25 protein-coding genes and 1 pseudogene are annotated in these 24,994 nt (G+C 44.5%); 5 read left to right on the top strand and 21 right to left on the bottom strand.

Features of this window, described 5'->3' with window-relative positions:
• Positions 1 to 98: 98 nt before the first annotated feature.
• A complete protein-coding gene (locus LYNGBM3L_RS34425) occupies positions 99 to 707 on the top strand; it encodes a 2OG-Fe(II) oxygenase (RefSeq protein WP_008190538.1) in 609 nt (202 codons plus the stop codon).
• Positions 708 to 737: 30 nt separating this feature from the next.
• Here the strand turns inward: LYNGBM3L_RS34425 and LYNGBM3L_RS30585 are convergent, their stop codons facing one another.
• Positions 738 to 1,976, bottom strand: a complete 1,239-nt coding sequence (locus LYNGBM3L_RS30585) for an RNA-guided endonuclease InsQ/TnpB family protein (protein ID WP_071986982.1) — start codon at positions 1,974 to 1,976, stop codon at positions 738 to 740.
• A 140-nt stretch (positions 1,977 to 2,116) separates the two neighbouring features.
• On the opposite strand from LYNGBM3L_RS30585, the gene LYNGBM3L_RS34430 reads away from it, so the two are divergent.
• A complete protein-coding gene (locus LYNGBM3L_RS34430) occupies positions 2,117 to 2,707 on the top strand; it encodes a 2OG-Fe(II) oxygenase (RefSeq protein WP_008190544.1) in 591 nt (196 codons plus the stop codon).
• 174 nt (positions 2,708 to 2,881) lie between these two features.
• Here LYNGBM3L_RS34430 and LYNGBM3L_RS30595 read toward each other — a convergent pair whose 3' ends face one another.
• From LYNGBM3L_RS30595 to LYNGBM3L_RS44665, 3 genes are read right to left on the bottom strand one after another with little or no spacing between them, the layout of a single operon-like run.
• Positions 2,882 to 3,607, bottom strand: coding sequence for a pirin family protein (locus LYNGBM3L_RS30595; protein ID WP_008190546.1), 726 nt, complete (start codon positions 3,605 to 3,607; stop codon positions 2,882 to 2,884).
• Positions 3,608 to 3,658: 51 nt separating this feature from the next.
• A complete protein-coding gene (locus tag LYNGBM3L_RS30600) occupies positions 3,659 to 4,420 on the bottom strand; it encodes a nitroreductase family protein (protein WP_044495520.1) in 762 nt (253 codons plus the stop codon).
• 18 nt (positions 4,421 to 4,438) lie between these two features.
• Entirely contained in the window at positions 4,439 to 4,630 is a 192-nt protein-coding gene (locus LYNGBM3L_RS44665; RefSeq protein ID WP_071986973.1) for a hypothetical protein, read from the bottom strand.
• Between the two features lie 341 nt (positions 4,631 to 4,971).
• Between LYNGBM3L_RS44665 and LYNGBM3L_RS50695 the strand changes: the two genes are divergently transcribed.
• Positions 4,972 to 5,469 (top strand): LysR family transcriptional regulator, encoded by a 498-nt coding sequence (locus tag LYNGBM3L_RS50695; protein WP_008190549.1) that lies wholly within the window; start codon positions 4,972 to 4,974, stop codon positions 5,467 to 5,469.
• On the opposite strand, the gene LYNGBM3L_RS30610 is transcribed toward LYNGBM3L_RS50695, so the two are convergent.
• The 7 genes and pseudogenes from LYNGBM3L_RS30610 to LYNGBM3L_RS30640 form a co-directional block, all read right to left on the bottom strand.
• Positions 5,466 to 6,164 carry a redoxin domain-containing protein gene (locus LYNGBM3L_RS30610; RefSeq protein WP_008190551.1) on the bottom strand — a complete coding sequence of 233 codons (699 nt, stop codon included), beginning with the start codon at positions 6,162 to 6,164 and terminating at the stop codon, positions 5,466 to 5,468. The genes LYNGBM3L_RS50695 and LYNGBM3L_RS30610 overlap by 4 nt on opposite strands.
• Positions 6,165 to 6,319: 155 nt before the next feature.
• A complete protein-coding gene (locus LYNGBM3L_RS30615) occupies positions 6,320 to 8,428 on the bottom strand; it encodes a protein-disulfide reductase DsbD family protein (protein WP_008190553.1) in 2,109 nt (702 codons plus the stop codon).
• Positions 8,429 to 8,645: 217 nt separating this feature from the next.
• Complete coding sequence (locus LYNGBM3L_RS30620; RefSeq protein ID WP_008190555.1) at positions 8,646 to 9,257, bottom strand: Uma2 family endonuclease; 612 nt, start codon at positions 9,255 to 9,257, stop codon at positions 8,646 to 8,648.
• Positions 9,256 to 9,471, bottom strand: a pseudogene (locus LYNGBM3L_RS30625) (DUF433 domain-containing protein); the annotation flags it as partial. The pseudogene LYNGBM3L_RS30625 and the gene LYNGBM3L_RS30620, both read right to left, overlap by 2 nt.
• Before the next feature lie 85 nt (positions 9,472 to 9,556).
• Positions 9,557 to 12,799, bottom strand: coding sequence for an efflux RND transporter permease subunit (locus LYNGBM3L_RS30630; RefSeq protein WP_008190558.1), 3,243 nt, complete (start codon positions 12,797 to 12,799; stop codon positions 9,557 to 9,559).
• 24 nt (positions 12,800 to 12,823) lie between these two features.
• Positions 12,824 to 12,961, bottom strand: a complete 138-nt coding sequence (locus tag LYNGBM3L_RS44670) for a hypothetical protein (protein WP_154659972.1) — start codon at positions 12,959 to 12,961, stop codon at positions 12,824 to 12,826.
• A 435-nt stretch (positions 12,962 to 13,396) separates the two neighbouring features.
• On the bottom strand, positions 13,397 to 14,926 hold the full coding sequence (locus LYNGBM3L_RS30640) for an efflux RND transporter periplasmic adaptor subunit (RefSeq protein WP_008190564.1): 1,530 nt from the start codon (positions 14,924 to 14,926) through the stop codon (positions 13,397 to 13,399).
• Between the two features lie 192 nt (positions 14,927 to 15,118).
• Between LYNGBM3L_RS30640 and LYNGBM3L_RS30645 the strand changes: the two genes are divergently transcribed.
• A complete protein-coding gene (locus LYNGBM3L_RS30645; protein WP_008190565.1) occupies positions 15,119 to 16,801 on the top strand; it encodes a dipeptide ABC transporter ATP-binding protein in 1,683 nt (560 codons plus the stop codon).
• Between the two features lie 256 nt (positions 16,802 to 17,057).
• Here the strand turns inward: LYNGBM3L_RS30645 and LYNGBM3L_RS49585 are convergent, their stop codons facing one another.
• From LYNGBM3L_RS49585 to LYNGBM3L_RS30685, 9 genes are all read right to left on the bottom strand, one after another.
• Entirely contained in the window at positions 17,058 to 17,237 is a 180-nt protein-coding gene (locus LYNGBM3L_RS49585) for a hypothetical protein (protein ID WP_071986983.1), read from the bottom strand.
• Positions 17,238 to 17,257: 20 nt separating this feature from the next.
• Positions 17,258 to 17,659, bottom strand: coding sequence for a hypothetical protein (locus tag LYNGBM3L_RS30655; RefSeq protein WP_008190567.1), 402 nt, complete (start codon positions 17,657 to 17,659; stop codon positions 17,258 to 17,260).
• Between the two features lie 240 nt (positions 17,660 to 17,899).
• Entirely contained in the window at positions 17,900 to 18,844 is a 945-nt protein-coding gene (locus LYNGBM3L_RS30660; RefSeq protein ID WP_008190568.1) for a trypsin-like serine peptidase, read from the bottom strand.
• Positions 18,845 to 19,797: 953 nt separating this feature from the next.
• Positions 19,798 to 19,962, bottom strand: coding sequence for an excalibur calcium-binding domain-containing protein (locus LYNGBM3L_RS50030; protein ID WP_081432012.1), 165 nt, complete (start codon positions 19,960 to 19,962; stop codon positions 19,798 to 19,800).
• A gap of 331 nt (positions 19,963 to 20,293) precedes the next feature.
• On the bottom strand, positions 20,294 to 20,479 hold the full coding sequence (locus tag LYNGBM3L_RS30665) for a hypothetical protein (RefSeq protein ID WP_008190569.1): 186 nt from the start codon (positions 20,477 to 20,479) through the stop codon (positions 20,294 to 20,296).
• A 124-nt stretch (positions 20,480 to 20,603) separates the two neighbouring features.
• Complete coding sequence (locus tag LYNGBM3L_RS39145; RefSeq protein WP_008190578.1) at positions 20,604 to 20,822, bottom strand: hypothetical protein; 219 nt, start codon at positions 20,820 to 20,822, stop codon at positions 20,604 to 20,606.
• 27 nt (positions 20,823 to 20,849) lie between these two features.
• Positions 20,850 to 21,428, bottom strand: coding sequence for a hypothetical protein (locus LYNGBM3L_RS30675; RefSeq protein WP_008190580.1), 579 nt, complete (start codon positions 21,426 to 21,428; stop codon positions 20,850 to 20,852).
• A gap of 152 nt (positions 21,429 to 21,580) precedes the next feature.
• A complete protein-coding gene (locus tag LYNGBM3L_RS30680) occupies positions 21,581 to 22,600 on the bottom strand; it encodes an adenosine kinase (protein WP_008190583.1) in 1,020 nt (339 codons plus the stop codon).
• A 272-nt stretch (positions 22,601 to 22,872) separates the two neighbouring features.
• Entirely contained in the window at positions 22,873 to 23,424 is a 552-nt protein-coding gene (locus LYNGBM3L_RS30685) for a 50S ribosomal protein L25/general stress protein Ctc (protein ID WP_008190585.1), read from the bottom strand.
• A gap of 40 nt (positions 23,425 to 23,464) precedes the next feature.
• Between LYNGBM3L_RS30685 and LYNGBM3L_RS49155 the strand changes: the two genes are divergently transcribed.
• Positions 23,465 to 23,590 carry a hypothetical protein gene (locus LYNGBM3L_RS49155; protein ID WP_008190587.1) on the top strand — a complete coding sequence of 42 codons (126 nt, stop codon included), beginning with the start codon at positions 23,465 to 23,467 and terminating at the stop codon, positions 23,588 to 23,590.
• 21 nt (positions 23,591 to 23,611) lie between these two features.
• On the opposite strand, the gene LYNGBM3L_RS30690 is transcribed toward LYNGBM3L_RS49155, so the two are convergent.
• Entirely contained in the window at positions 23,612 to 24,952 is a 1,341-nt protein-coding gene (locus tag LYNGBM3L_RS30690; protein WP_008190589.1) for an adenylosuccinate synthase, read from the bottom strand.
• Positions 24,953 to 24,994: the final 42 nt, after the last annotated feature.

Raw genomic sequence — 24,994 nt, forward strand, 5'->3', positions numbered from 1 at the left:
GAATGGATTTTATGCTATCAGTCTTATGCTCTACATCTTCAGCTTCCTGGAGGTTTTGGTGTTCAAGAAAGAGTTTTTAGAGGCTAGAAGAAACTTAGATGTTGGAGCTTAGTTCTCAGTATAGTGATTTGCGCTATAAGTTTGCCAAGTATGGAGTCTTGGTTCTATCCCTTAATGAAACTCCAATGACCCCTGAAGACTATCAATGTATTCTTAATATTTCCTGCAAGACTCCTACTCGCTCGGTTACTGTGGGTGACAGAGGGGAAACTCACAACTTAGAAGTGGGTCGTCTGAAGACCGATACACCTTATCTACAAACTCTTACCTCTACTGGCACAGTGATTGAAAATATCCTCCTGAAGGAGCCAATGAAGGCCTTTTTTCAGTTCATAACCTGTGCTAAATTTCTAGAAATTCGACGCATTCAGTTGAATGTTATGAGACCTGGAGGCTATATTGGTGCTCACTATGATAATGATTCCGATCCACTGCGACATTTAGCAATTATTATTCATCTTCAGGAAGCTGATGAAGGTGGCGATCTAGTTGTTTATGATCAAGGAGGGTCTACCAATATATATCATCCTTTGTCAACTCAGATGGTACTCAGTGCAGGTGATCTACTCCACGAGGTGACTCCTGTTGTTCGAGGGGAACGACGGACTCTTGTAGCTTTTCTCTCTTTGACATCCTCCCGCCACTAAGCTACCGCTATAGTGGGGGATTCCTAAACCTCACGATTTAGGTTTCTGTTTCCTTCCCGTTTCGAGAAAGCCGACGCTACGCGAACGGGATTTTCGCAACTGCCCTTCAACCTTATGGTTGTCAGGTCTTATGTTCGCTCCACAGACTGACACGGCAAGTCCTGCCGCCAAAATATTCTGACTCGCGTTGATATCACGGTCATGGATAATCCCACATTCAGGACACTTCCACTCCCTAATATCCAACGGCATTTTATCAACGATATGCCCACAGTTCCCACATCTTTTAGAACTAGGAAACCATCGGTCAATCTTAATTAAGTCTCGACCATACCACTGGCATTTGTAATCCAGTTGTCTAGTTAATTCCCCCCAACTAGCGTCGCTAATAGCAAGGGCAAGTTTATGGTTCTTCACCATGTTTTTTATAGCTAAATCCTCAACGACAATCGTTTGGTTTTCGCGTACCAGTTGAGTAGTCAGCTTATGCAAAAAGTCTTTACGGGTATCAGTTATGTGTGCATGTACTTTAGCTACTTTTAGTCTAGCTTTTTGTCTGTTGTTAGAACCTTTTTTCTTGCGAGACAGTACTTTTTGAACACGTCTTAATTTCTGGTGTAACCCCTTAAAGTGCTTGGGATTAGTAATCTTTTCTCCGTCACTAGTAGCGATCAAGCTATTTATGCCCACATCCAAACCGATAGACTTATCAGTTTTTGGAAAAGGCTTAATAGTATGGTCATCTACCAGAAGAGATACATACCAACGTCCTCTAGCATCCAACTTGACAGTAATAGTAGAAGGAGTGCAATTTTCAGGTATTTTTTTACTCCATCGGATTGGCAAGTGCTCAGAGCATTTAGCTAAAAACACTTGCCCATTCTTCCAACGGAAAGCCGACTTAGTAAATTCAACACTACCGCCATTATGTTTCTTTTTGAAATTGGGATATTTAGCACGTCCTGCCCAGAAATTCGCAAAGGCTTTTTGTTCGCGTAGCGTCGGCTTCGCCGAAAGGTTCCTCAAGCCTTGTTGAAGCGGTACACAGCTAACCTCATTAAGGAAACTAAGCTCTTCTTGCTTTTTCCAACTTGTTAGCATTGAGGATGTTTGTGCATACCCAACTCGTTCTTGATTCTCATACCAAGCTTGAGTCCTAGCTGCTAAAGCCATGTTGTAAACCAACCGAGTACAACCCAGTGTCCGTCGCAAGAGAGTTTCTTGCTCGGTCGTTGGATAAAAGCGATAGCGATAGGCACGTTGAATCATACTCACATTATACACCACTTATTGTGAAGTCATACAATAGAGCAGGGCGGCGTTTCCTCTCACCGTTAAGCTTCGCTATAACGGGAGTCTCCACGCCGAAGATAGATGAAACATTAAATTCTCCCATAGGAAATTATCTGATGTCTATTGTGGTAAGCCCTCAACCCCCTCATCAACATTTAATGACCTTCCCTGGAGTTCTCTCTATTGGAGAGTGTGTTGACCTGGTTGAAGATGCAGCGAAGCACGAGTTGGAAGAAGCAAAAATTCGTGTCGGTCATGACTACTCTAAGCAAGTAATTGACCGTTCTTATCGATGGGCACATCTTCTCAAGATCCCTCAATTAACTGAGTATAGCTGGCTTTATCAACGCCTAATCGCATGTGCAGATCAGGCTAACGAGGTATTTAACTTCAATATTGAGAAGGAATTTTCAGAACCAATTCTTCTCCTACGTTACGGGATCGGAGGTCATTATAAGGAACATACTGATGTCAACAAAGGTGTAATTGGTGGACGCCGTATCAGCATTGTCGTTCAACTTAGCCCACCTGAAGACTATGAGGGGGGAAGTCTCATCTTTAGGAAAGCTGTACAAGTGGCTAGCACAGAGCAAGGCTCAGCAACACTCTTCCCATCCAGTTGGATTCACCAGGTACAGCCCGTTACACGAGGAACCCGCTTTGCTCTAGTAGCTTGGATTAATAGTCGGATCTTCGATGGAGTTTGATCGATCAGGGGTAGAACTAGCGAAGCTGTCACCAGGGGCAATCTAGCCTGAAACCCTTTTTGTTTACCGCTATCAAGAATGGCGATAGGACTTACCCAAGTGAAAGTAAAAATCAAGGTTTTAGCCAATGGCAAACCAGTAACTTCAAATGTACAGATGCTCAGATATCTCGATTTAAGCCAAATCAAACAGCAACACCTCTGCTTGCTCTTGACCCACTAACATCACAGATTCTGCTTGAGAAATAGCAGCACCATCACCAGCTTGTAGCAAGTAATTATCTAACTTGACCTGACCTCGTGCTACTTGTACCCAAATATGACGATCTTGATTAGCATGGGTTATTACTGATGCACCAGCATCCAGATTCGTGGCATAGACATTAACATCTTGATGAATGGTCACAGAACCATCCCGTCCATCCTCTGAAGCAACTAGTCTTAATTGATTCTGCTTTTCTTCTGGTGCATAAAATTTCTGCTCGTAGCTTGGTATTAATCGAGTTTGATTCGGTAGAATCCAGATTTGAAAAAAATGGGCGATGTCAGTGGCTGAATAATTATACTCACTGTGGGCAATACCTTTTCCTGCACTCATCCGTTGCACTTCACCAGGACGAATAACGGTTGTATTGCCAAGGGTATCTTTGTGCTCAAGGGCTCCTTCTAGGACATAGGAAATAATTTCCATATCTCTATGGGAGTGAGTTCCAAAGCCAGTTCCACCTTCAATCCGGTCTTGATTAATTACCCGCAGTTTGCCAAATCCCATATGAGCGGGGTCGTAATAGTTAGCAAAGGAAAAGGTGTGATAAGAATCGAGCCAACCGTAATTAGCGTGTCCTCTTTCAGAGGATTTACGAATTTTGATTACTTTCTGATTGTTTGTGGTTACAGTCATCGGGTTTGTTTCCAAATCTTGTAATTAGTCATTAATAAACTTTGAGGAGTACTACACTTGGAATGATTCTCCAAAGCTCTCCCCATAGTAAACTTGTTCGATATCAAACCGTCCACCATAGAGTTTAAAGCGATGCAGCGCGGTCTTGGGGAGGCAGCGCGGTCTTGGGGGTCCCCCCCATGAGCGACTGCCGTGGTTTCCCCCATGAGCGACTGCATCAAGACAGGGTTCAGCGGCGTATCCCATGGGGAGTAAACAACACACATCTACTTCCGCAGGAATGTTAAATGCTTCTTTAACTTGAGCAGACACAAATCCTTCCATGGGACAAGTATCAATCCCAAAGCTTTTTGCCACAATCATTAAATGAGCAACGGCTAACATAGTGTGACGATTTGTCCAGGCTTCGGTGGATTGAAACGAGGGATGATACTCAAACAATTGAGGAATGGAGCTACGCATAATATCTGCATAAGCATCATTGACTCCACCAGCATTTTTACCAATTTGAATCACCGATTCAATGTAATCGGTTTGATTAACTCGGCTATCGCCACAACAAATTAATACAACTGGAGCCTCTGTTACTTGACGCTGATCAAAGGCACAGGCTCTTAATTTTTCTTTGTTAGCTTCCTCTTGTACGACTATAAAGCGCCAGGGTTGTAAATTAAAACCGGAAGGCGATCGCACTCCTAAGCTAAAAATTTCTGTTAAGATTTCTGTGGGAATTGGATCAAGACGAAATGAACGGGCAGCACGACGCTCTTCTATTGCTTCTTTTAATCCCATTGATGGTGATAGTTCGTTCATAGTTAGTTATTTGAAGGTTTAAAGTTGATAGGTTGAAGGTTTACAGGTTGAAGGTTTACAGGTTGAAGGTTTACAGGTTGAAGGTTTACAGGTTGAAGGTTGTTTTATTGAAGGTTGAAGTGTGTAGGGTGCGTTAGGGGCGCGCCTTGCCATCATTTCAACTTCGTAGCCAATAGCCCCGTAACGCACCACCGAAGGGCTCGAACTCATTTTCCACCTGGTAGTAAGCGTTGGTAAAGCCCGTCCCGTAACGCACCACTAGGTCAAACTAGATATCAATACCAAGCAAAAATTTGATATCTAGTGTTGAATAAATAAGCAATTAATTCGCACTTTATGACTATCTTTATCCTCTCAACTATAGTTTTATAAATTACCTATTAACTAGGAGCTATTACCCTGGCTAATTCTAGAATTTGGTAACGCAGTTTATGCTCTTAATTACTTGATGTTTTTACTCCCTAGAAGCTTATATTACTAGCTTAGGTAGTAATTTTAATTTTGTCTAATATAATTTTTGGAGGGACTTGATACCTCTAAAGGTATGACTGATGCTATCTAACATTGAACTTAATCATCTTAAGACATTTCTAGTGGTGGCCGAAGAAATGAATTTTGGGCGAGCTGCAGAGCGGCTTCATATTGCTCAACCGCCTTTGAGTCGTCAAATTAAACGCCTTGAGGAAAGCTTGGGGGTACAGCTTTTTCACCGTACTAAGCCCCAGATTCAACTAACTGAAGCTGGTAGAGCGTTGGTGTTAGAGGCGCGAAGGATCCTCAAGCAGGTGGATTTGGGTGTCCAAGTGACTCAGCGAGCTAGTCGTGGGGAAATTGGTCAGATTATCTTGGGGTTTGAGGGGTTTTCTTCAGCTGATATTGAACCTTTAGCTATTGTATTCAAATATAATCTAGCGTTTTTCATAGCTATGAGGTACACAGAATTTTTTGCATCTTGCCTCTTTCCTCTTTCCTCTTTCATGCTACCTGCTACCTGCTCCCTAAAACCCATAACAAAAGTACCTCACCGAATTAAAAACCGCTGTCTTTAACTATTATTATATTTAACTGAGCAACCGTAAGGCTGAGTGACTGTTGTTTCTACTGGTTTATTAGTAATAACACTATCCACAGCAGCTTGGACATAGTTGCTAGCAGTTTCTACATCGGCTGGATTAGCTGAGGGTTTATTATCAATTGCTCCCATGTATTTTAAAACTCCATCAGTATCAATAACATACATATGGGGTGTAGTGCGAGCCTGATATAGACGACCAATGGTGCCTTCGGAGTCTATAATTACTGCTGTGGGATTAGCGCTACTGCTTTTAATCAATTCATTGGCTTTTTGAGGGGTGACATGACCTTGCTTTCCTGGAGCTGAGGAGATAATAGATAACCAGACTACTCCCTTGCTGGTGGCTTCTTTCTGAAGTTTCTGCATGTTACCGCTGTTGTAATGTTTGCGGACAAAGGGACATTGATGATTAGTCCATTCCAATACTACAACTTTGTCTTTGAAATCACTGAGCTTGTGGGTGGTATTGTTGCTGTCAACTCCAGTGAATTCTGGTGCTTTTCCATCAATCTGTAATGGTGATGATGCTGCAATTGCGGTGGATACTTGACTTGTATTTTTGGCATCTTTGGTGAGGGGATTAGTCTGGCATCCAGTGATAATTAAGGCTAGGGCTACTAATCCAGTGGTGGTGATTTTCTGACCGTTAAATTTGAGAAAGTTGTTCATGTTTTTTGATGGCTGATTGTTGATTATTGATTGTTGATTGTTGATTATTACTTGTTACTTGTTATTGGCCATTTCATTAAATTCTACCTAAATTTTATATAAGGATCTGTGTAGGAATTGTGATAATTTTTGTTCCCTACTCCCTATTTCCTTTGCTATAGATTTTTGATGGCACGTTGAACTTGCTCTGGGGATAGAATCTGAGGTAGTATAATGGGCTGGGTAAATTCTGAGTCTGGTGGATACAAGACATAAAGGGGTACGCCACTACGCCCGAAGGATTCTAGAGCTTTGGTGATGGCTGGGTCACGATTAGTCCAGTCTGCTTTGAGTAGGGCAATTTTTTTAGACTCGAAGGCGGCTATGGTTTCTGGCTGGTTGAGGGCGACACGCTCATTAACTAGACAGGTAATGCACCAGGATGCTGAAAAATTCAGGAATACTGGGCTTCCTGATTGCCTTAGTTTAACTAGTCGTTCAGCTGTATAGCCTTGCCATTTGATGCCGTTATTTTGATTATGGGTCAGTGCAGTAGGAGTGGTGGTGGAAACTTGGGCTAAGCTCAGGGAAAATCCTAGGGCGACTAAGGCGCAGATTGAGCCAAGATGCTTTCCTAGAGGGGGGAGTAGGCGGGTTTTTTGGTGCAGCCAAGTGGCAAAGGCAATTAGGATTAGCCCTGTTAGGGCAGCTGCTAAACCGTTGGTTCCAGTTTGCTGGACTAATACCCAGATTAACCAGGCGGTGGCGGCGTACATGGGGAATGCCAGAAGCTGTTGGAAGGTTTCCATCCATGCTCCTGGTTTGGGTAAAATACGCTGCAATCCTGGGGTGAAGCTAATGGCTAGGTAGGGCAGGGCTAGCCCAAGACCGAGCATTTCAAAGATTGCGATCGCTATCGGTACGGATTGGGTCAGGGCTACTCCCAGGGCGGTTGCCATGAATGGTGCGGTGCAGGGAGTGGCGACTACGGTGGCAAAGACTCCTGTGAAAAATTCCCCGATGTATCCTGAGCGAGTGGTTAATCGTTGCCCAATTCCCATGATGGAAGCACCGAAGATAAAGACTCCCGATAGACTTAAGCCAACCGCAAACATTAGATATGCCATTAAGGTAACGAAAACGGGGGATTGTAGCTGGAATCCCCAGCCGATTTGTTGCCCTAGCGATCGCAAAATTAATAGCACACTGGCCACTACGGTAAAACTGACGAGAATGCCTGCAGTGAATGCGATCGCATGGCGTCTCACTTGCTTGGGACTTTTCTGGGATTTTTGGACTATGTTGAGTGCTTTGAGGGATAGCACTGGGAAGACACAGGGCATCAGGTTTAGGATTATGCCTCCGAGTAATGCTAGCAGCAGCACTTCCCATCGGGGTTGGGTTGGGGTTGGGGCGGTTTTGCCTATTTCATTGCTGACTGCGGCTTCAATGGTGAAGGCTTGGACTACGGATTGGTTATCTAGGGATTCTCGAATCACTAGCACTCCAGTGATGGGGTCGAGTTTCCTGAGATAGCCTCGCTGCAATCGCAAGGTGATTCCATCTTGATTCAGTTCTGCGATTTGGGGCGCTGGGTTGGTAATGATACCGTCTTGATGTGGGAAAAAGATCACCTCTTGGATTTGAGCCTCTTCCATTTCCGGGGCTTCAACTTGCAGAGTTAAGTCTTGTGGTTCGATAGTGACTGTGACTTGCCATGGGGAGGGTTTGGGTAGAGCTTGACGGGCTTGCTCAAATACCTGTGTCCACCGTTGGTTGACTAAGGGAGGTCTAGAGGTAATTGGTAAGGTGAGGTTGAAGGTGCCTTCTTCGGGAATACAGTTTACTTCACAAACCAGCCAATCCGCTTTTACGCCCAGTTGAAGAGAATCGGGAGTAGCTAGGTTGGCTGGGGGTGTGATTTGGCTGAGTAGGGTAACCTCTTCTTCATAGCCAAAGTTCATTAATGGCTCAAGGGGTAACCGCTGGGGATAGGGCCAAACGATGTCTCCCACTTCAAAGCCGGGGGGTAGGGTCCACTTCAGGGTAGCTCCAAGACCCGAGTCACCAGGGTTTCGCCAATAGGTGTGCCAGCCGGGATTGATGTTGAAGTGTAGTCCTACCCAGAAGGGGGTTCCAGGTTGAATATTGATCACTTCGCTGATCAATTGCACCTCGACGTTCTCGGTTTGGACTGGGTTAGCCGAGGCAGGAGCAATGGGTAGTAAGGTAGTGGATAGGGTTAGGGCTAGGGCTATGATCCAGGTGAGGAGTTGCTGCAACATGATGACTCTACTGAATACATTTTTAACCTACACGATTTTTTTTAGGAATCATCTCAGGTACAGTTAGGTCAGTTACCCATTACCCATTATCAATTAAGGAACTAATCTTTTGGCATTAAAATTTTCATCTGCGAGGAATCGAGCCATTTGGGATTACTTGGATTTATTGCGTCTAGCTAGTAAGCGATCGCGTATTCCAATGGGATTAAAGGGTTGTTCAGCCTTCCCAAACTTCTTCCATGACCATGACAAAACCAGGCAGCACTGATTCATCCCCCTTCACCGTAGCTGGATTGTCCAACTGCTCCACTTCTACCCCAGGACGGTAAATATATACTTGACGACTATTTGGCTCAATCAACCACCCCAACAGAGCGCCATTTGACCTGTACTCTTCCATCTTTTCCTTAATACTCTTCACCCTATCACTGGGAGAGCGCAACTCAATCACAAAATCTGGGCACAGAGGAATAAACTTTTTCCTTTGTTGAGGCGTTAGGGCTTCCCACCTGTCTTTTTTGACCCAAGAAGCATCAGGGGAACGTTCTGCACCATTGGGCAGCTTAAAGCCACCAGAAGACTCAAATACCTTGCCTAGCTTTGTTTGGCGATTCCACAACTGTAGCTGAAAATTAATGTTGGAATTTTTTTGAGATGTTTCACCTCCTGTGGGGGGCATAACAATTATTTTTCCGTCTAATGTGCGCTCAATTCGTAAATCTCGATTAATCTGACAAAACTCAAAAAATTGATCATCATCCATAGCCCATGCCGGGGGCATCCTCAACACAATGGGATTGGTTTCAACAGATGTGGTGGCTACTTTCATGGCGATCTGCTCTATGTCTGAGGTAATAACCGATAACCAAGTAGATATCTGGTAGTTGTAGCGATGGATATTGCTCTGCAATTTCCTCTGGCGTGCATCCCTCAAGAAAAGCAGTCACAACAGTGTCTAAGGTGACACGAGTTTTGGCAACTCGTACAACACCATAGCCATCTGTCTCTATAGGTGCGGGTTCAAGGGCAATTGCTAGAGTCATAGACTTTATCAGGTTGCTATTTCATATGGTAGCAAACGCCTAGTCAGGGTGAGGATATGGGTGTTACTGAATCAGCAACGTCAGATTAATCAACTCTAACCATTTCACGGGATTCTTCCTTATGATTCACCTCAGAAGGTTTCAGCTTCTGACCCCTAAAGTCTCCTAATAATCCCATCAATGCTGGAACTACTGTAGGTGTCAGTAATGTAGACAAAGCTAATCCCCCAGTCAAGGTAATCCCTAACCCTTGATATAATTCAGCTCCTTTCCCTGGTATTACTGCTAGCGGTAACATTCCCAGTACTGTAGTTCCAGCAGACATGAATATCGGTCGTAAGCGATCGCATACAGCTTTATACAACGATGTATCGTAATCTATTCCTTCTCGCTGTAATTGCAAGGCTCGGTCTACCAAAAGGATGGCATTATTCACCACAACTCCAGTCAGAATCACAAATCCCAACCCAGTAATCATATCCAGTGGTACCAAAACACCAGGAATTCTGTTCACTATCACCAAACTCAACAACGCTCCGGTTAATCCTATCGGTACGGTTGCCATAATTACGATGGGATAGAGAAAAGAATGGTAGAGTGCGACTAGCAACAGATAGGTAATCACTAAAGACAGAATAAAGATTGACCCCAACTGCACTAACGTTTCCGATAGCAAATCTGCCGAACCAGCTAACTCGACACGATAGCCAGCAGGTAGGTTTTTCCGGAAGGGTTTGAGAATTTGCTGCTCTGTCTGTTGAACTAGTTTGCCTAAGGGAGCTGAGCGCTCGACACTAACGGTTAGGGTAATAGAACGCTGTAAATCCACTCGGTCAATCCGATCGGGTCCGGTGGTATCTACTACTTCAGCGACATCAGCTAGTTGTACTTGCCCACCATTGGGAGTATAGATCACTAACTGACGCAACTGCTCTGGGGTTTTGACAACGGTATGTTGTAATTCAACGGTCACATCCAGTTCCCGTTTACCATCCACAAATTCTGAGGCTTTAATCCCACCGAGAGCAGCTTCAACCATTCTCCCTAACTCAGCTTCTGACAAGCCCACTTCTGCCAGTCGCACCCGATTGGGAATTACTTGTAATTCTGGCGCACCAGTAACAAAACTGGAACGAGCATTGCGCACACCGTCCAGTTGGCGCAATTGCTTAGTAATATCCTGACCCCACTGGTTTAATTGATCCAGGTCTTGTCCTACCAGACGCACTTTATAGGACTTGCCTGGATTCCGAAAAATGGCAGTGCGCCTGGCAACCACAAAGCGATAACCAGGGAAATTAGACTTTACCTTTCCCATCCGATTCACCATGTCATCGAGATTCCTAGCGGTAGCTAACTCTGGCTTGAGAAGGACAAAAATTGCTTTCCATCCGGAGCTTGCTAATAGCAAGGTTCGGTCAATTTCCGGCTGCTGTGCCAAAAACTTTCTGGCCGGTTGAGATAGCCGTAGGAATTCTGGAATACTGGTGCCTGGAAAGGGTTCCGTTAACCACATAATTAAATTACGGTTCCCTTCTGGTAGGTAATCCATGGGGGGGAGTAACCGAATACTGACAAAGAGCAATACTACAGGAATCAACAACACAGCCAAACGCCTTCCGATCCGTTTGCCACCAAGAGACCAACGCACGGTTTTTAATAAAAATCCCTCTAGCTTGCCTTGCCATACTCGAAACACTGCTGAAGTTTTGGCTACAGCTAGCACTAGGACATTTTGGATTTTGGCTCCTCTATTTCGCTGCTTTGGGCGCAATGGTTTTGGGTCTAAACCTTGGGTGCCGACATCCCCCATCCCCTGCAAAATCTGTTGCGCCTCCGCTTGATTAAGAAACAGTCCCGATAGCATAGGCACTAGGGTCAGAGCTGCAAACAGGGAAAACAATACCGATGTCGATAGAGCAATACCAATATCAAAGAACAGCTGTCCTGCTTCCCCTGTGACTAAAACAATGGGAGCAAATACTGCTACGGTAGTCAGAGTAGAGGCTAGCATAGCTGACCACACTTCTTGAGTACCGTCAATAGCAGCTCGGAGCGGATTTTTTCCCCGTTGCATGTGGGTGAAGATATTTTCTAGCACCACAATGGCATTATCTACGACCATTCCGACCGCAAAGGCTAATCCTGCCAGACTGATCACATTCAGAGACCGACCTAGCAAGGCTAAGACAATAAAGACGGTAATAATAGTAGTCGGAATAGTAAGGGCAATGACTGCTACGGTTCGCAATGACCCGAGAAACAGCAGCAACACTAGGGATGCTAGAATTGCCCCCATGATCAAATTTTGCTGCACTAACGCAATAGATTGGTTAATATAGTCATTCTCGTCGTAGTTAATTAAGAACTGGACACCTTCCCCTTGCTGTTCCAGTTGGGCTTCCAGTTTCTTGAGTACTGCTCTGACCCCCTTAGATATCTCTGGGACATTGGCACCAATTCGTCTTTCGATACCAATGCCAGCGGTTGGTTGGTCATTTGCTACAAGAACCGTACTTTCAAGCTTGCGACCAATTTCGACATCAGCTACATCCCCCAAATAGACAGTTCCTGATTGGTCTCGGCGCAACACAAACCCTTCCAACTCCTTCACATCCTCAGAGCGACTGACGGTGCGGACTCGGTATTCCCGTCTTCCCACTACCATCGGTCCACCCCGAATATTGCGGTTATTATTGCGCAAAGTATTCACGACATTAGAAAGGGTTAGATTGCGGTCAGCTAAGGCTTTCGGGTCTACAATCACCTCCACTTCCCGTTCCCGTCCCCCAGGAGTAAGAACCTGAGCTACTCCTTCGACTTGGCGTAACTTGGGTACGATGGCATCTTTAATCAAGTCACGGTAATGGTCTGGGTCAGAATCATAGCCTTCTTTGGGCATTAGGACAATCCACATCATGGGACTGCTAACACCACTGACCACTTCAGCAGAGGGGTCTCCCGCTTCTGGAGGTAGAGAGGACACTCGCTGTAATTTGCTCAAGACATCTACTAAGCGAGCATCAATATCTGTTCCCCAATTGAATTCGAGAGAAATCCGACTGCGTCCAGGCCGAGAGCTACTGGTAATTTCTTTAACCCCTGTGACTTCTTCGACGGCTTCTTCGATCGGTCTAGTAATCAGGTCTTCTACTTCAGTCGGTCCTGCTCCAGCGTAGGAGGTGCTAATGGTAATTTCTGGGGTATCGCCTCCTGGTCTAAGTTCTAGGGGAAGCTGGAATAGGGCTAAGATGCCACATAGGGCTAGGAGGCAGAACAGAACAAATGTTCCGTGTCGCCAGCGGACAGCTGTTTCGATAAGTTTCATCAAATTTCACCGAAGTTGGCAACTTTAGGAACTAGGAATTAGGGAACAGGGAATCGGGAATCGGGAATCGGGAATCGGGAATCGGGAATCGGGAATCGGGAATCGGGAATCGGGAAGGATTCTAGAGACTAATATAGCGGTTTCTAGCCTAATGAGGTACACAGGATTTTTTCCCTGTTCCCTCTTCCCCTCCTGGGAGGGGTTAGGGCGTGTCTTCAAACTCCGAGTACCCCCGTTTCCCTTAAAAAAGGGGGACTTTGAGTATGGCTCCCCCCTTAATAAGGGGGGCTGGGGGGGATCTAATATCTTGCGGAAAACTTTGAAAACACACCCTAGGGGTGGGTTCCTCTTTCCTGTTCCCTGTTCCCAGATCCGCTGTTCCCTAAAACCAGGTAATCTGTACCTCACCAAATTGAAAACCGCTATACAGCACGGCGGAAATCAATATACTTTTCAAAAATAGCAAAACTCTTATATATTAAACCTCTAATAACTAAACATGTAATAATTTTGAATTTTGAATTTTGAATTTTGAATTTTGAATTCCGCACAGCGGTACTAGTTTTTCAGGTTTGCAATAGGTTCAATAATTAGGAATTAAGGACTAGTAATTTTGACTGGTGCGCCGTTTTTTAGTCCTTCACCACCTGACACAACTAGGGGTTGATTGGCTTGTAATTTTTGATTAGTGATCAGGAGTTTTTCCCCCATATCCGCTAATATTTCTACGGTAAACTCTTGTGCTTTGTCTTGGTAAATGGTATATATTAAGGATTGGTTTTTTCGTTTAATGATGGCATCACGGGGGATAACAAAACTGGGATCTACATCAATGGGTAAATCTAAGGTGGCTTCAATTCCCATTCCAGCTAATAAGTCTTTTGGGGGATTGTTGAGATTTACCCTTACTAGTTGTCGCCGTGAGTTGGCATTGGCTGTAGGCACAACGCTGGTAATCTGTGCTCGTTGCTGCCAGTTAGGTAAACTTCGCGGTGCAGTTAATTCCACATACATCCCTGGTTTGACCTGATTAGTAAACTTTTCTGGTACTTGTAGAAAGATATCGAATTGAGCATTATTGACCAAGGTAATGATGGCATCGCCACCTTCAACATAGTTGCCAGTGTCAACCTGGCGGGATTGCACAACTCCGGCTATAGGCGCTTTAATCGTGGCTCGTTCTGATGCTAGTTGAGCTTGCTCAACCGCTGCAACAGCTGCTGCTACTACCCCTTTCTGGGCATCAATTTCTTCCTGGGTTGGTCCGACTTGGGCTTCCGCTAACAGAGCTGCAATGCGCAACCGCTCACTGATGGTGGCATCAACGGTACTTCTGGCTTCAGCAATCTCTTGCTGGGTTTTAGTTTGTTCTGCACTTAGGGCAGCTTGAGCCCGTAAGCGCTCACTGGTAGCTGCATCAGCTGCTTTTTCGGCTTCCACTTTTGCTCGTTCAGACAGAGCTCCTTCCAGAGTTAGGGCTTCAATGCGTTTTAGGTTATCCTTGGCTTCTTGTTCCCGAGCTTGAGCCCCATCTAGTTCTGCTTGCCGTTGGGCAATTAAATTGGGTTGGACGGCTATCATACCATCAAGGTTGTCCTTTGCTTCTTGTTCCCTAGCTTTAGCGGCATCCAGTTCTGCTTGCCGTTGGGCAAGAATTTCTGGACGGGTTCCCACTTGTAATCGAGCGAGATTACTTTTTTCCTGAGCAAGCCTTGCCTTAGCTTGGGCGAGGGCTAACTGTTGGTCAGCACCATCAAGAATAGCAATGGTCATGCCCGGTTTAACGCGATCGCCTTCTCGGACTTTGACTTGTTGTATTACACCATCCACCTGAGATTTAATCGTGATTTTTTCACTTGCCTCTACTTCACCCAGTAACTGGATCCGTTTAATTCCTTTACCTAAGGTCAGGGGAATAGTTTCTACAGGTCGCGGTGGTGTCTGTTTAGTTTTCGTCTGGGCTACAGGGGGTTCTGGTACTGTCGAGATTTGCAACAAAGCTAGACCTCCTACCAAAAACAGGACTGTGAGTAGCCATGCCGAGGATTTGGCTTTGGTTTCTTCTTGGCTTTGAGAATTTGAATCTGGCTGATAGTGATTAGACACTTGGGGATTTACAGGTTCCATGGTGATGCCCTGACAAAAAGATGTCAAAAAGATGTTTATAGGATAACTTTGCTCAATCCTACTGGCGGCCTCATGAACTCGATCAGAGCAGTTGACTTAGATAGGAATTAGTCTAGCTTTACAAATTTTAATCAAAATTTAATGGTTATGGCATCAAAGTTTTTATATTATTGGGAGAGAAATATTTAATAGATGAGTGAAGCGCTACTTTGTGTCGAAAACTTGCAGGTGGCCTATCCTAGCAGCCAATCCCTTGAAAAACCCACTTGGGCAGTAGATGATGTTTCCTTTATCCTAGATTCAGGGGACCGACTGGGATTAGTCGGTGAGTCAGGCTGCGGTAAGTCTACTCTGGGACGAGCAATCATGCAGTTGTTACCGCAACGGTCCCGAGTGAAAGGACAGGTTAGGTTTGCTGGAAAGTCTGTCTTTGATTTAACCCCTGCACAGCTGCGCCAGTTTCGGGGAGAAGCAGTAGCCCTAGTCTTTCAAGACCCGATGACTCGCCTTGACCCTTTAATGAGTATAGGGGAACACTGCCTAGAAACCCTCAGAGCTCACCAACCCCAGCTATCAGGACGTGAGACTAAAGCAAAAGTAATAGAAACTCTAGATGCGGTGAAAATTCCCGCTAATCGCTTCTCTCAATATCCCCATGAATTTAGTGGTGGGATGCGGCAACGGGTTGCGATCGCATTAGCCTTGTTGCTCAATCCCAAGCTAATTGTAGCAGATGAACCCACCACTAGCTTGGATGTTACGGTAGAGGCACAGATATTAGAAGAATTAACTAGGTTATGTCGAGAACGGGACATGGCACTGTTACTGATTTCTCACGATTTGGCCATGATCGGGGAATATTGCGATCGCATTGCGGTCATGTATGGTGGGAAAATGGTGGAAACTGGGCCAGTGGAACAGATTCTGTGGCAACCTAACCATGACTATACGCGATCGCTTTTAGAAGCAGCTCTACATCTCCAGGCAGTTAGAGAGCACAATGACACTAATGACACTGACACTAATGACAATGAGGGTAATTCCAGCTCTGCCATTCCTACCCCTTTGCTACGGGTTACCAATCTCCAGCAATATTATACCTTAGAAAGCAATTTTATTCAGCAACTGGTATCTCAAGAAAAAAACGTTATCAAAGCTGTGGATAACGTCAGCTTTGATTTATATCCTGGTGAAATTTTGGGACTAGTAGGAGAATCCGGTTGTGGTAAAAGTACTTTATCTCGCACTATCTTGCAATTAGTTCGTCCTACTGCTGGAACCGTTGAGTTTCAAGGCACAAATTTAGCTACACTCAATCGACATTCCCTACAAGAGATTCGTCGTCAAATCCAAATGGTATTTCAGGACCCCCATGCTTGTCTTAATCCTTTAATGACTGTGGGAGAAAGTATTGCCGATCCCTTATTTATTCATAAATTAGCGGTTAATTCAACAGCAGCTAAAAATCAGGTCAACGAAATGCTAGAACGGGTAGGATTAACGCCTGTAGAAGATTACTATAATCGATATCCTGCTGACCTTTCTGGAGGACAACAACAACGGGTTGCTATTGCTCGGGCATTGATTACTCATCCTAGTTTGGTGATTTGTGATGAACCAGTGAGTATGCTGGATGCTAGTGTCCAAACTCAAGTATTAGAATTAATGTTGGAGTTGAAAGAAGCCTTTAATCTTACCTATTTGTTTATTACTCATGACCTCTGGGTAGCACGATTTTTCTGTGATGGTATCGCTGTGATGAACAAAGGTCAGATTGTTGAAAAGAAACCAACTCATGACCTGTTTACTAATCCTGAGCATCCTTACACTAGAACCTTGCTAGAGGCAGCTCCATTGTTAGATAAACAAAGGTGATTTCTAAGCATTCAGCGGTCAGCTTTCAGCTTTCAGCTTTCAGCGGTCAGCATTCAGCTTTCAGCTTTCAGCTTTCAGTTTTCAGCTTTCAGCTTTCAGCATTCAGCTTTCAGCTTTCAGCATTCAGCTTTCAGCATTCAGCTTTCAGTTTTCAGCATTCAGCTTTCAGTTTTCAGTTTTCAGTTTTTAGTTTTTAGTTATCAGTTATCAGTTATCAGTTATCAGCTTATGCGCTACGCGCACGCTACGCGAACAGTTAACGGCTAACGGCTGACCGCTGACCGCTGACCGCTGACCGCTGAAGGCTGACCGCTGAAGGCTGACCGCTAACGGCTGACCGCTGACCGCTGACCGCTGACCGCTGACCGCTGAAGGCTGACCGCTGAAGGCTGACCGCTGACCGCTGACCGCTGACCGCTGACCGCTGAATGCTGATAGCTGAATGCTGATAGCTTACTAAAAGATTTCAATAGTTTGAGCAGTCATAGCAGACTTACTGGAACCAGAACTCTGACCTTTAATCCGAACCTTCTGGTCAGGACTTAATTTTCCTGGGTCAACAGTTTCTCCTTGACGAGTGATTTTGGTATCGGAAAGAAGTTGTACACTATAGGAACCAGACTTCGTCTCTACCTTTAACTGTAGAGGGAAGCTTTCCATAACTGCGACAATTTTACCTTCGATAATCATTTGTTCATCAGTTGACCTTTCTATTGGATTATTATCTGGATTATTACCCTGATTGTTTTCCGATGGAACGTCTGGTTGCGGAGCGCTACAAGCGGAAAACAGCAGGCATAATCCGATAAGACTGCTCAAAGCAAAAGATTTAACAGGAATTTGTAGTTTAGTAGTCATCTGACAGTTTTTTCCTTTGTTAGTTGAACTGTAAGCATTCAGGTATCAGTGGTCAGCCGTCAGCCGTCAGCCGTCAGCTTTTAGCGTGAGCTAAAAGCTGATAACTAAAAGCTGATATAGCAACGCATTCAGATGTTTGACATTCCTAAACTCCTAAACTTAGTCATAGCTGACTTTTGACTTCTGACTTCTGACTTCTGACTTCTGACTTCTGACTTCTGACTTGCGCGTAGCGCTATATTAGACATTTTTCCAAGCGGACATGTTATCAAACACAGACTTATTGATCCGGACAGCACTGTTAGGACAGCCACCATAGCCGTGAATTCCCACTACATGGTGTTGACCATCTTGCAAGCGCCAGACTGGGCTACCGCTTTGACCGCCATAGGTATCGAGCATATAGGAGAGCTTGCGACCAGTGATTCTGGTAATTCGACCAGCATTGAACCATTGTGTGCCAAATGGTTTGTCACCAGCGTAGCCAGAGTTATTTATCAGTAGATTTGTGAGTAAGTCGTCGGATAGATTGGCAAATCCGAACCAGCCGACTCGGTTCCCTAGGGTGTCATCCGGTAGAATAATTGCTCCGTAGTCGAAATCATCATCTTGTTCTTGTGTCCAGCCTTTTACACTGCGGAAGGATGTGCTAACTTGGGAGCCGAAGGGAGCTTCGTTTTCATCAATACCGGGAAAGACCTCAATTTTCCTGGCCCAACCACCAGCACTATGGCTATAGACGCAGTGTCCAGAAGTCATTACTGTCCGTGGTCCAATCAACCAGCCAGTACACAGAGACCGCCTCCCATTAGCTTTGGTAATGATTAACTGGCAAATCCATCGCCAGGGCATACTAGTAAGTGAAGAAATGCGGATGCGGTCGTCACTACCACATACTGACTCTGGCCTTTGGAATTCTCCAGCACCAGCATCTGGAAGATTTTCCATATCCTCTGTGACCAACATTCTTTCCTGGAAATCAAAACCCTCATTAAGCGCTCGGGATTTATTGAATCTGGGTACTGCTTCGATTTCACCGCGACCCATCATTCCCTCAAATTGGTCTTCGGTATCTATTGACTGGGATTGAGTTTCGCTGGAAGTGATTTCATGGAGCTGCTGATCCTCCCGTTCTATTTCCTTGCCTTGGTTGGTTTGATTGGAAACTATTTCAGTTTCTGACATAACCATTCTCCTTACAATTAACTACTACAAAGAACTCAAGTGAATGTTCTTTCCATGTACATAATCGCAAGGTTGCACTAGGCTTGACAGTACCCTTGCGGGTACTTATAGCGCTACGGGCAAGTCAGAAGTTAGAAGTCAGAAGTCAAAAGTAAGCGATTACTTACGTTTCGGAGTTTAGGAGCGATGCAGAGGTGCGACCCGTGGCGAATTTCATTCTTAATGCGGAAAACGCACCATTACGGTCTTGGGGAGGCAGCGCGGTCTTGGGGGTTCCCCCCGGAGACGAAACCTGATTACGTTGAGCCTTTATGGTTGGTAGGTTATGCAAAAAAGGGTTAAAACTTATTGATTAAGGCGAGCCTGTCTTACGGTAACTTCAAACCACTCGCGCTTTGCCGTGGTTTCCCCCACTCGCGCTTTGCATCAAGACAATGTCCTAATCTGAATGGGTAGTGCTATATAGTCAATTTTTTGATCAAGGAAAACTTAGGTATTTAACTGAGGTACGGGAGTACATCAGTTATCCTGAACAACCCAACCCTCAAGAACGTGATAGCTGATTGCTGATTTTAGCTAAAATTTGGTATCATAGATGTTTTTCGCCTTTGATACCACAAAGAAGACCTTGATTCCTTACTATAAATAACTTTTTCTCTTTATAATAAGCGCATATTTGTATTTTTCTTTACAACTTAAGTATAACACATTAGGGCATCAACACCTACAGCTTAACAATTTGTAAATACATACCCTATATCCCCTATATCATTAGATCAGCCCTGTGAGAATAAGAATCACGTACAGCGAGCGAACCTCAATGGCCACGTAATCGATAAACTACTAGATGAACGACTGGCATTGGCCGCCAGATCTTGGGTAACAGGTGTTTCTGAACCTTGGTTATAACCTGAAGTCAATCAAACGCCTAAGTCAGTCCTCCAAGTACATCTTTAGTTTTGGATTTGTAAGAGCTTCTCACAAGCTATACCGTCTTGATCACCATCGAGGTTGTGAATATCCCCGGGATAGGTTTTCAGTAATAATTGAGCTTGTCTTTGACTTTTAAAATCCGCGCAATTACAAGTATCACCTGTACCGATAACACAAGGTGGGATTTCAGGACAGGTCTCATTTTAAACTCCAATGGAACATAGTGCTCTCTGTCCTGAAGAGCTAAATACAAAAGTCAAAATTGATACTATTAAAGCAAAGGCAGCGATAACATCAGAGCGCTCCCATTTGTGACTGTTATTTTTATTATCAGTATGGATCATGATTACATGATTCAAGTTCTCAGTTCAAGTTTCATTGACCATAGATTAGATTCTTCTAACTCCTTGTGTCAAGCCTAATTGAGATGCTCTTACACTGCATACTTAACCCTTCATACTTCATAATTGATACTTAAGCCTTCATAATTGATACTTGATGCCTTGTTCATACTTCTTACTTTAACAACTGGGATTCCCAATCCTGACTAGTATCCAACCTAATCACCAAAGATTGTTCCTCTTCTGTAAACCCTTCAAATCCAGCCTGTTGACCCTTAAGCAAATCAACCGTAGCATCAGACACATCCCCACTACGAGATAATAAGCGATTGGCCGTAGGCCACGCGGGGCGCGTTCGCATAACACAGCTTCTGGTGCGCAGAGCGTAAATAATTTGTATCGGTAACTGATAACGCTTGGCTTTTGCGATCGCTAATTCTCGGAAAGCCAGTCGGTCATACTTACCATCTCAAATAGGGAGCATGTCACTTATGCAGAACATTTGTACGCTTATCTGGGGAATGGGGAATGGGGAATGGGGAATGGGGAATGGTGATGGGTAATGGGTAATGGGTAATAGGTAATAGGGGGAGTATGTCACTTTTACCGAATATTTTTACCTTATCGATCGCCCCCTCATGGGTAATTGCTTGCTCCTCTGGTAAATAGTTCATCTGTTCTGCAACTAAGACCGGCTCGAACACAGGATTTTTGTTGTTTTGTCAAGTAGTTCATTTGTTAGGCTTATTTGACCTGCTCCCAGTTTGAGGTCCACCAATGTACTTTTGGCTTTGCTGATAATTTTGGTCAATCGCCTCCCGAATTTTAGCAACTGTGCCAAAACTACGGATATAATTATTGGTCTTCGCCCTTTGATGGAACTGAGCTACAACTTTTCCCAATTCCAACCTATGAGTTGTGGTAAGATTCTGCTGTTCCAGGATAGTACTTAACAGAGACTCTTGAGGAAACTGGCGCATTTTAACTGCATACTCTACCACCTCACCCACTCCCCCTAGTCCAAACCCATCACTGGTTTTAATGATTGGCACAACTTCCAAATAAATCTCAGGAGAAACTGACTGATTGATGCGCATTTCTTCTTGACAAAAATGCTTTCGCTGAGCTAAACTTGAATAGTCCAGGAATCCAAAATATACGGCTTTCTTGACTTTATAGACGTACTCGCCAGTAAGCAGCACATAGGAAGCATGGGTCTGAATCAGTTCAATAGGTAGTTTCACCGGATGAGGATAAAATTCCGGCTGCATCATCTGGTTAATTAAACTGGGAATATCTGTCTGTGTCATTTTTCAATAAACAGTTAACTTGGAACTGTTTACTAATTGGGAAGCATTCAGCTGTCAGCTGTTAGCTGACAGCTGATGACTGAATGCTTACAATGATTGGCCGTAGGCCACGCTACGCGAACGAAAGCTGTCTAAATTAAATACACAATAGCTTAATCGCTACTAACAACTTCCTTGACAGACTCAGCCTGAGAACCCTCCAGACGTGGACCATGAGTTTGTACTACTTTTGAAGCAAAATAGTTTCCCCAACGTGCTGCTTGCTTAGTGGTCAAACCATTGGTGATTCCAAACAACACACCACCGGCAAAGGCATCACCAGCTCCTACGGTATCCACGGCCTTAGCTGGGAATCCAGGCACCTGGAAAATTGTTTTATTTTCCACCACTAAACAACCATTAGAGCCATCAGTGATAAAAGCTGTATCCACTAACTCACTAATTTTACCAGCACAATCAGACAAGGATTCCAATCCACAGAAGTGACGTGCTTCTTCCGCGTTACAGAAGACCACATCACAATAATCTGTAATCAGCTGACGGAAATCATCAGCAAAATTCTCTACTAGAAAGAAGTCGGAAAAGGTAAAAGCACTCTTTACTCCTTTAAGCTTGGACTGTTCCATAGCCTCAATACAAGCTTTCCGAGTGCCATCCCCCGTCCACAGATAGCCCTCAACGTAGCTATATTTGCATTGGCTGAGTCGTTCTACATCAATATCAGTAGGAGCCAAAGTAGTAGACACTCCCAGATGAGTACACATAGTACGCTCAGCATCAGGGGTAGTTAGAACCACACAGGTACCAGTTGGACCACTAGATAGCTCAGCTGGATGCACATCAAATTGAATCCCTGCCTCCAATAAGTCTTGTCGGTAAAATTCCCCATTGGTATCTCTAGAGACTTTACCGGAATAGAAGCCTTTACCACCACTTTGAGCGATCGCAATCATAGTATTAGCAGCCGAGCCTCCTGAGCTTAGTTCCAGAGAATGATGCTCAAGATTGTGTAGAATCATAGCCTGCTTTTGGGCATCCATCAAAGTCATTGCCCCTCGATTCAGGTCATGTTGCCGGATAAAATCATCATCCACCAGTGCCAGAATATCGACTAAAGCATTTCCGACACCAAAGACATCAATAGGTCTTGACTGTTGAGAGTTTTCTGTCATTTTCTTCCAATCCAACTAATCATTCACAAAAAAGCCAGGGAAATTTTAACTCTGCCCTGGCTTAATCAGACAACTATAACCAACCTATCATTGCTCTATGATTACTGTATAAAGTAATGATATTGTTTTCGGTTGAATATTTATCATGGAACGTTATTTGTTAATTTAAAATTGAACAGTGAAAATTCTCAGTGAAAATTCTCAGTGCTCAATCGGCAATTAACAAAATAGGATTTAAGGTAAGCATATGCTTACCTGTATTCTGCAACGCTTTATTTAGAAGTGATAGCAAGAACACTTAATTTAGGCTCATCCATAACCTCGATCCCTTCTGGCAAGACTAACTCGTAAATGTACAGCATCTTACCCTGTTCCAAATTTGATATATCAATATCAATGGTTTCGGGAATTTTATCTGGGGGACATTGCACTTTTACTGTTGTAAGCCTTTGCTGCAAAATTCCACCTTGCTTAACTCCCACGGCTTCTCCCACTAGCTTCAGAGGTACAACAACCTCTACTTTATTTTGAGAAGCCACTGAGAAAAAACTGAGGTGGTAAAGGGAATTTTTCCAAGGATGAGATTGTATCTCCCGCAGCAGCACTGGACCATTCCAGGAAATGTCGGGAATAGAGAGCTCTATCAGGGTATTATTAACCGAGGCTGTTTTAAGCAAGTCTTCTGCTGCTTTAGCCGTCATAGTTAAGGATACAGATTCTGCACCATTGTGACCGTAAAGTACGGTGGGAATCAATCCAGAACGGCGTAAGGCTCTCGGCTTACTACCTTCTGGTCGCTTTTGACATTCTACAGTAACATTCATCGCTAGGACTTTAACTCTTCGAGATAACGTAGCCAAATTAATGGCAATTACTGGTCAGCTACCGGTCGATTCCGCCACCGAGGGAGGTGCTGACCTCAATGGTAGGTCAGGGTTTTTAATCGAATCGGAAACTACTGAGATTCAAACTCTCCGACTGACACCCTGACGCCCTGATACCCTGACGCACTTAAACTCCCGAAGTTATCGGTGTACCGCTAGCATCCAATAGTGCTCGCTTTGGACCATGGATTGGGTCTTCCACAATAATTGTCTGGTCACGGCTGGCTCCTAAGGAAACCACAGCAATAGGAACTTTCATCAGTTCTGCCAGGAATTTAAGATAATCCAAGGCTTCCTTTGGTAAATCCTCTAAAGACCGACATTCAGCAGTAGATTTTTGCCAACCTGATAGGGTTTTGTAAACGGGCTGGCATCGGGCAAACACGCTAGTACTGCTAGGAAATTCCCGAGTGAGTTCACCGTCAATTTCATAGGCGACGCAGACCTTAATTTCTTCAAAGGTATCGAGTACATCCAGTTTGGTGATCGCTAGACAGTCAAGACCATTAATCCGAACAGCGTAGCGACCAATGACGGCATCAAACCAGCCACAACGGCGGCGGCGACCGGTGGTTGTCCCAAATTCTGATCCTAGCTCACAAAGTAACTCTCCTTCTCGAGTGTGAATCTCTGTGGGAAACGGTCCTTCTCCGACTCTGGTTGTGTAAGCTTTTGCCACACCAATCACCCGATCAATCATTGTCGGTCCGACACCAGCACCCACACAAGCTCCGCCAGCCACTGGATTGGAAGAGGTTACATAGGGGTACGTCCCATGATCTAAATCTAGCAGTGTCCCTTGAGCCCCTTCAAACAGAATATTGCGTTTTTGCTCAATCGCCTCATAAATCTTCAAGGAACTATCCACCACATAGGAGCCTAGCCGTTCAGCATACTCCTGGTATTGCTTGATCACACCAGCTGGGTCTAAGGGCGATAGATTATAGAGCTTCTCTAAAATAGGGTTCTTATAATTAATCGTCCAGGTTAACTTTTCTACCAATACTTCCGGATCCATCAGGTCAATGATCCGAATACCAGTACGCTCTGATTTATCCGCATAGGTCGGACCAATACCACGACCCGTGGTACCAATTTTCTGCCTACCCCGGCGCTCTTCCGATGCTTGGTCAATCAATCGATGATAAGGCATCGTGACATGGGCTATGTCTGAAATCAGCAGATTTTTAGTGGAAATGCCCAGTGCTTCAAGTTGGTCAAGTTCGGCAATTAAAATTTCTGGGTCAATAACTGTACCGGAGCCAATAATACACTCTGTATCCGGATACAAAATTCCAGAAGGTATCAGGTGCAGTTTAAAGGTTTGACCTTGAACAACAACCGTATGCCCAGCATTGACGCCCCCCTGGTAACGGACGACTACATCTGCTGAACGACTCAGCAGATCTGTTATTTTGCCTTTTCCTTCATCGCCCCACTGGGCACCAATTACAACAACGTTAGCCAAGGGTTTATTTTGAATGCTAAAGTTTATCCACCTGATAATTAT

It is taken from the genome of Moorena producens 3L, assembly GCF_000211815.1.
GTDB classification, from domain to species: Bacteria; Cyanobacteriota; Cyanobacteriia; order Cyanobacteriales; family Coleofasciculaceae; genus Moorena; species Moorena producens.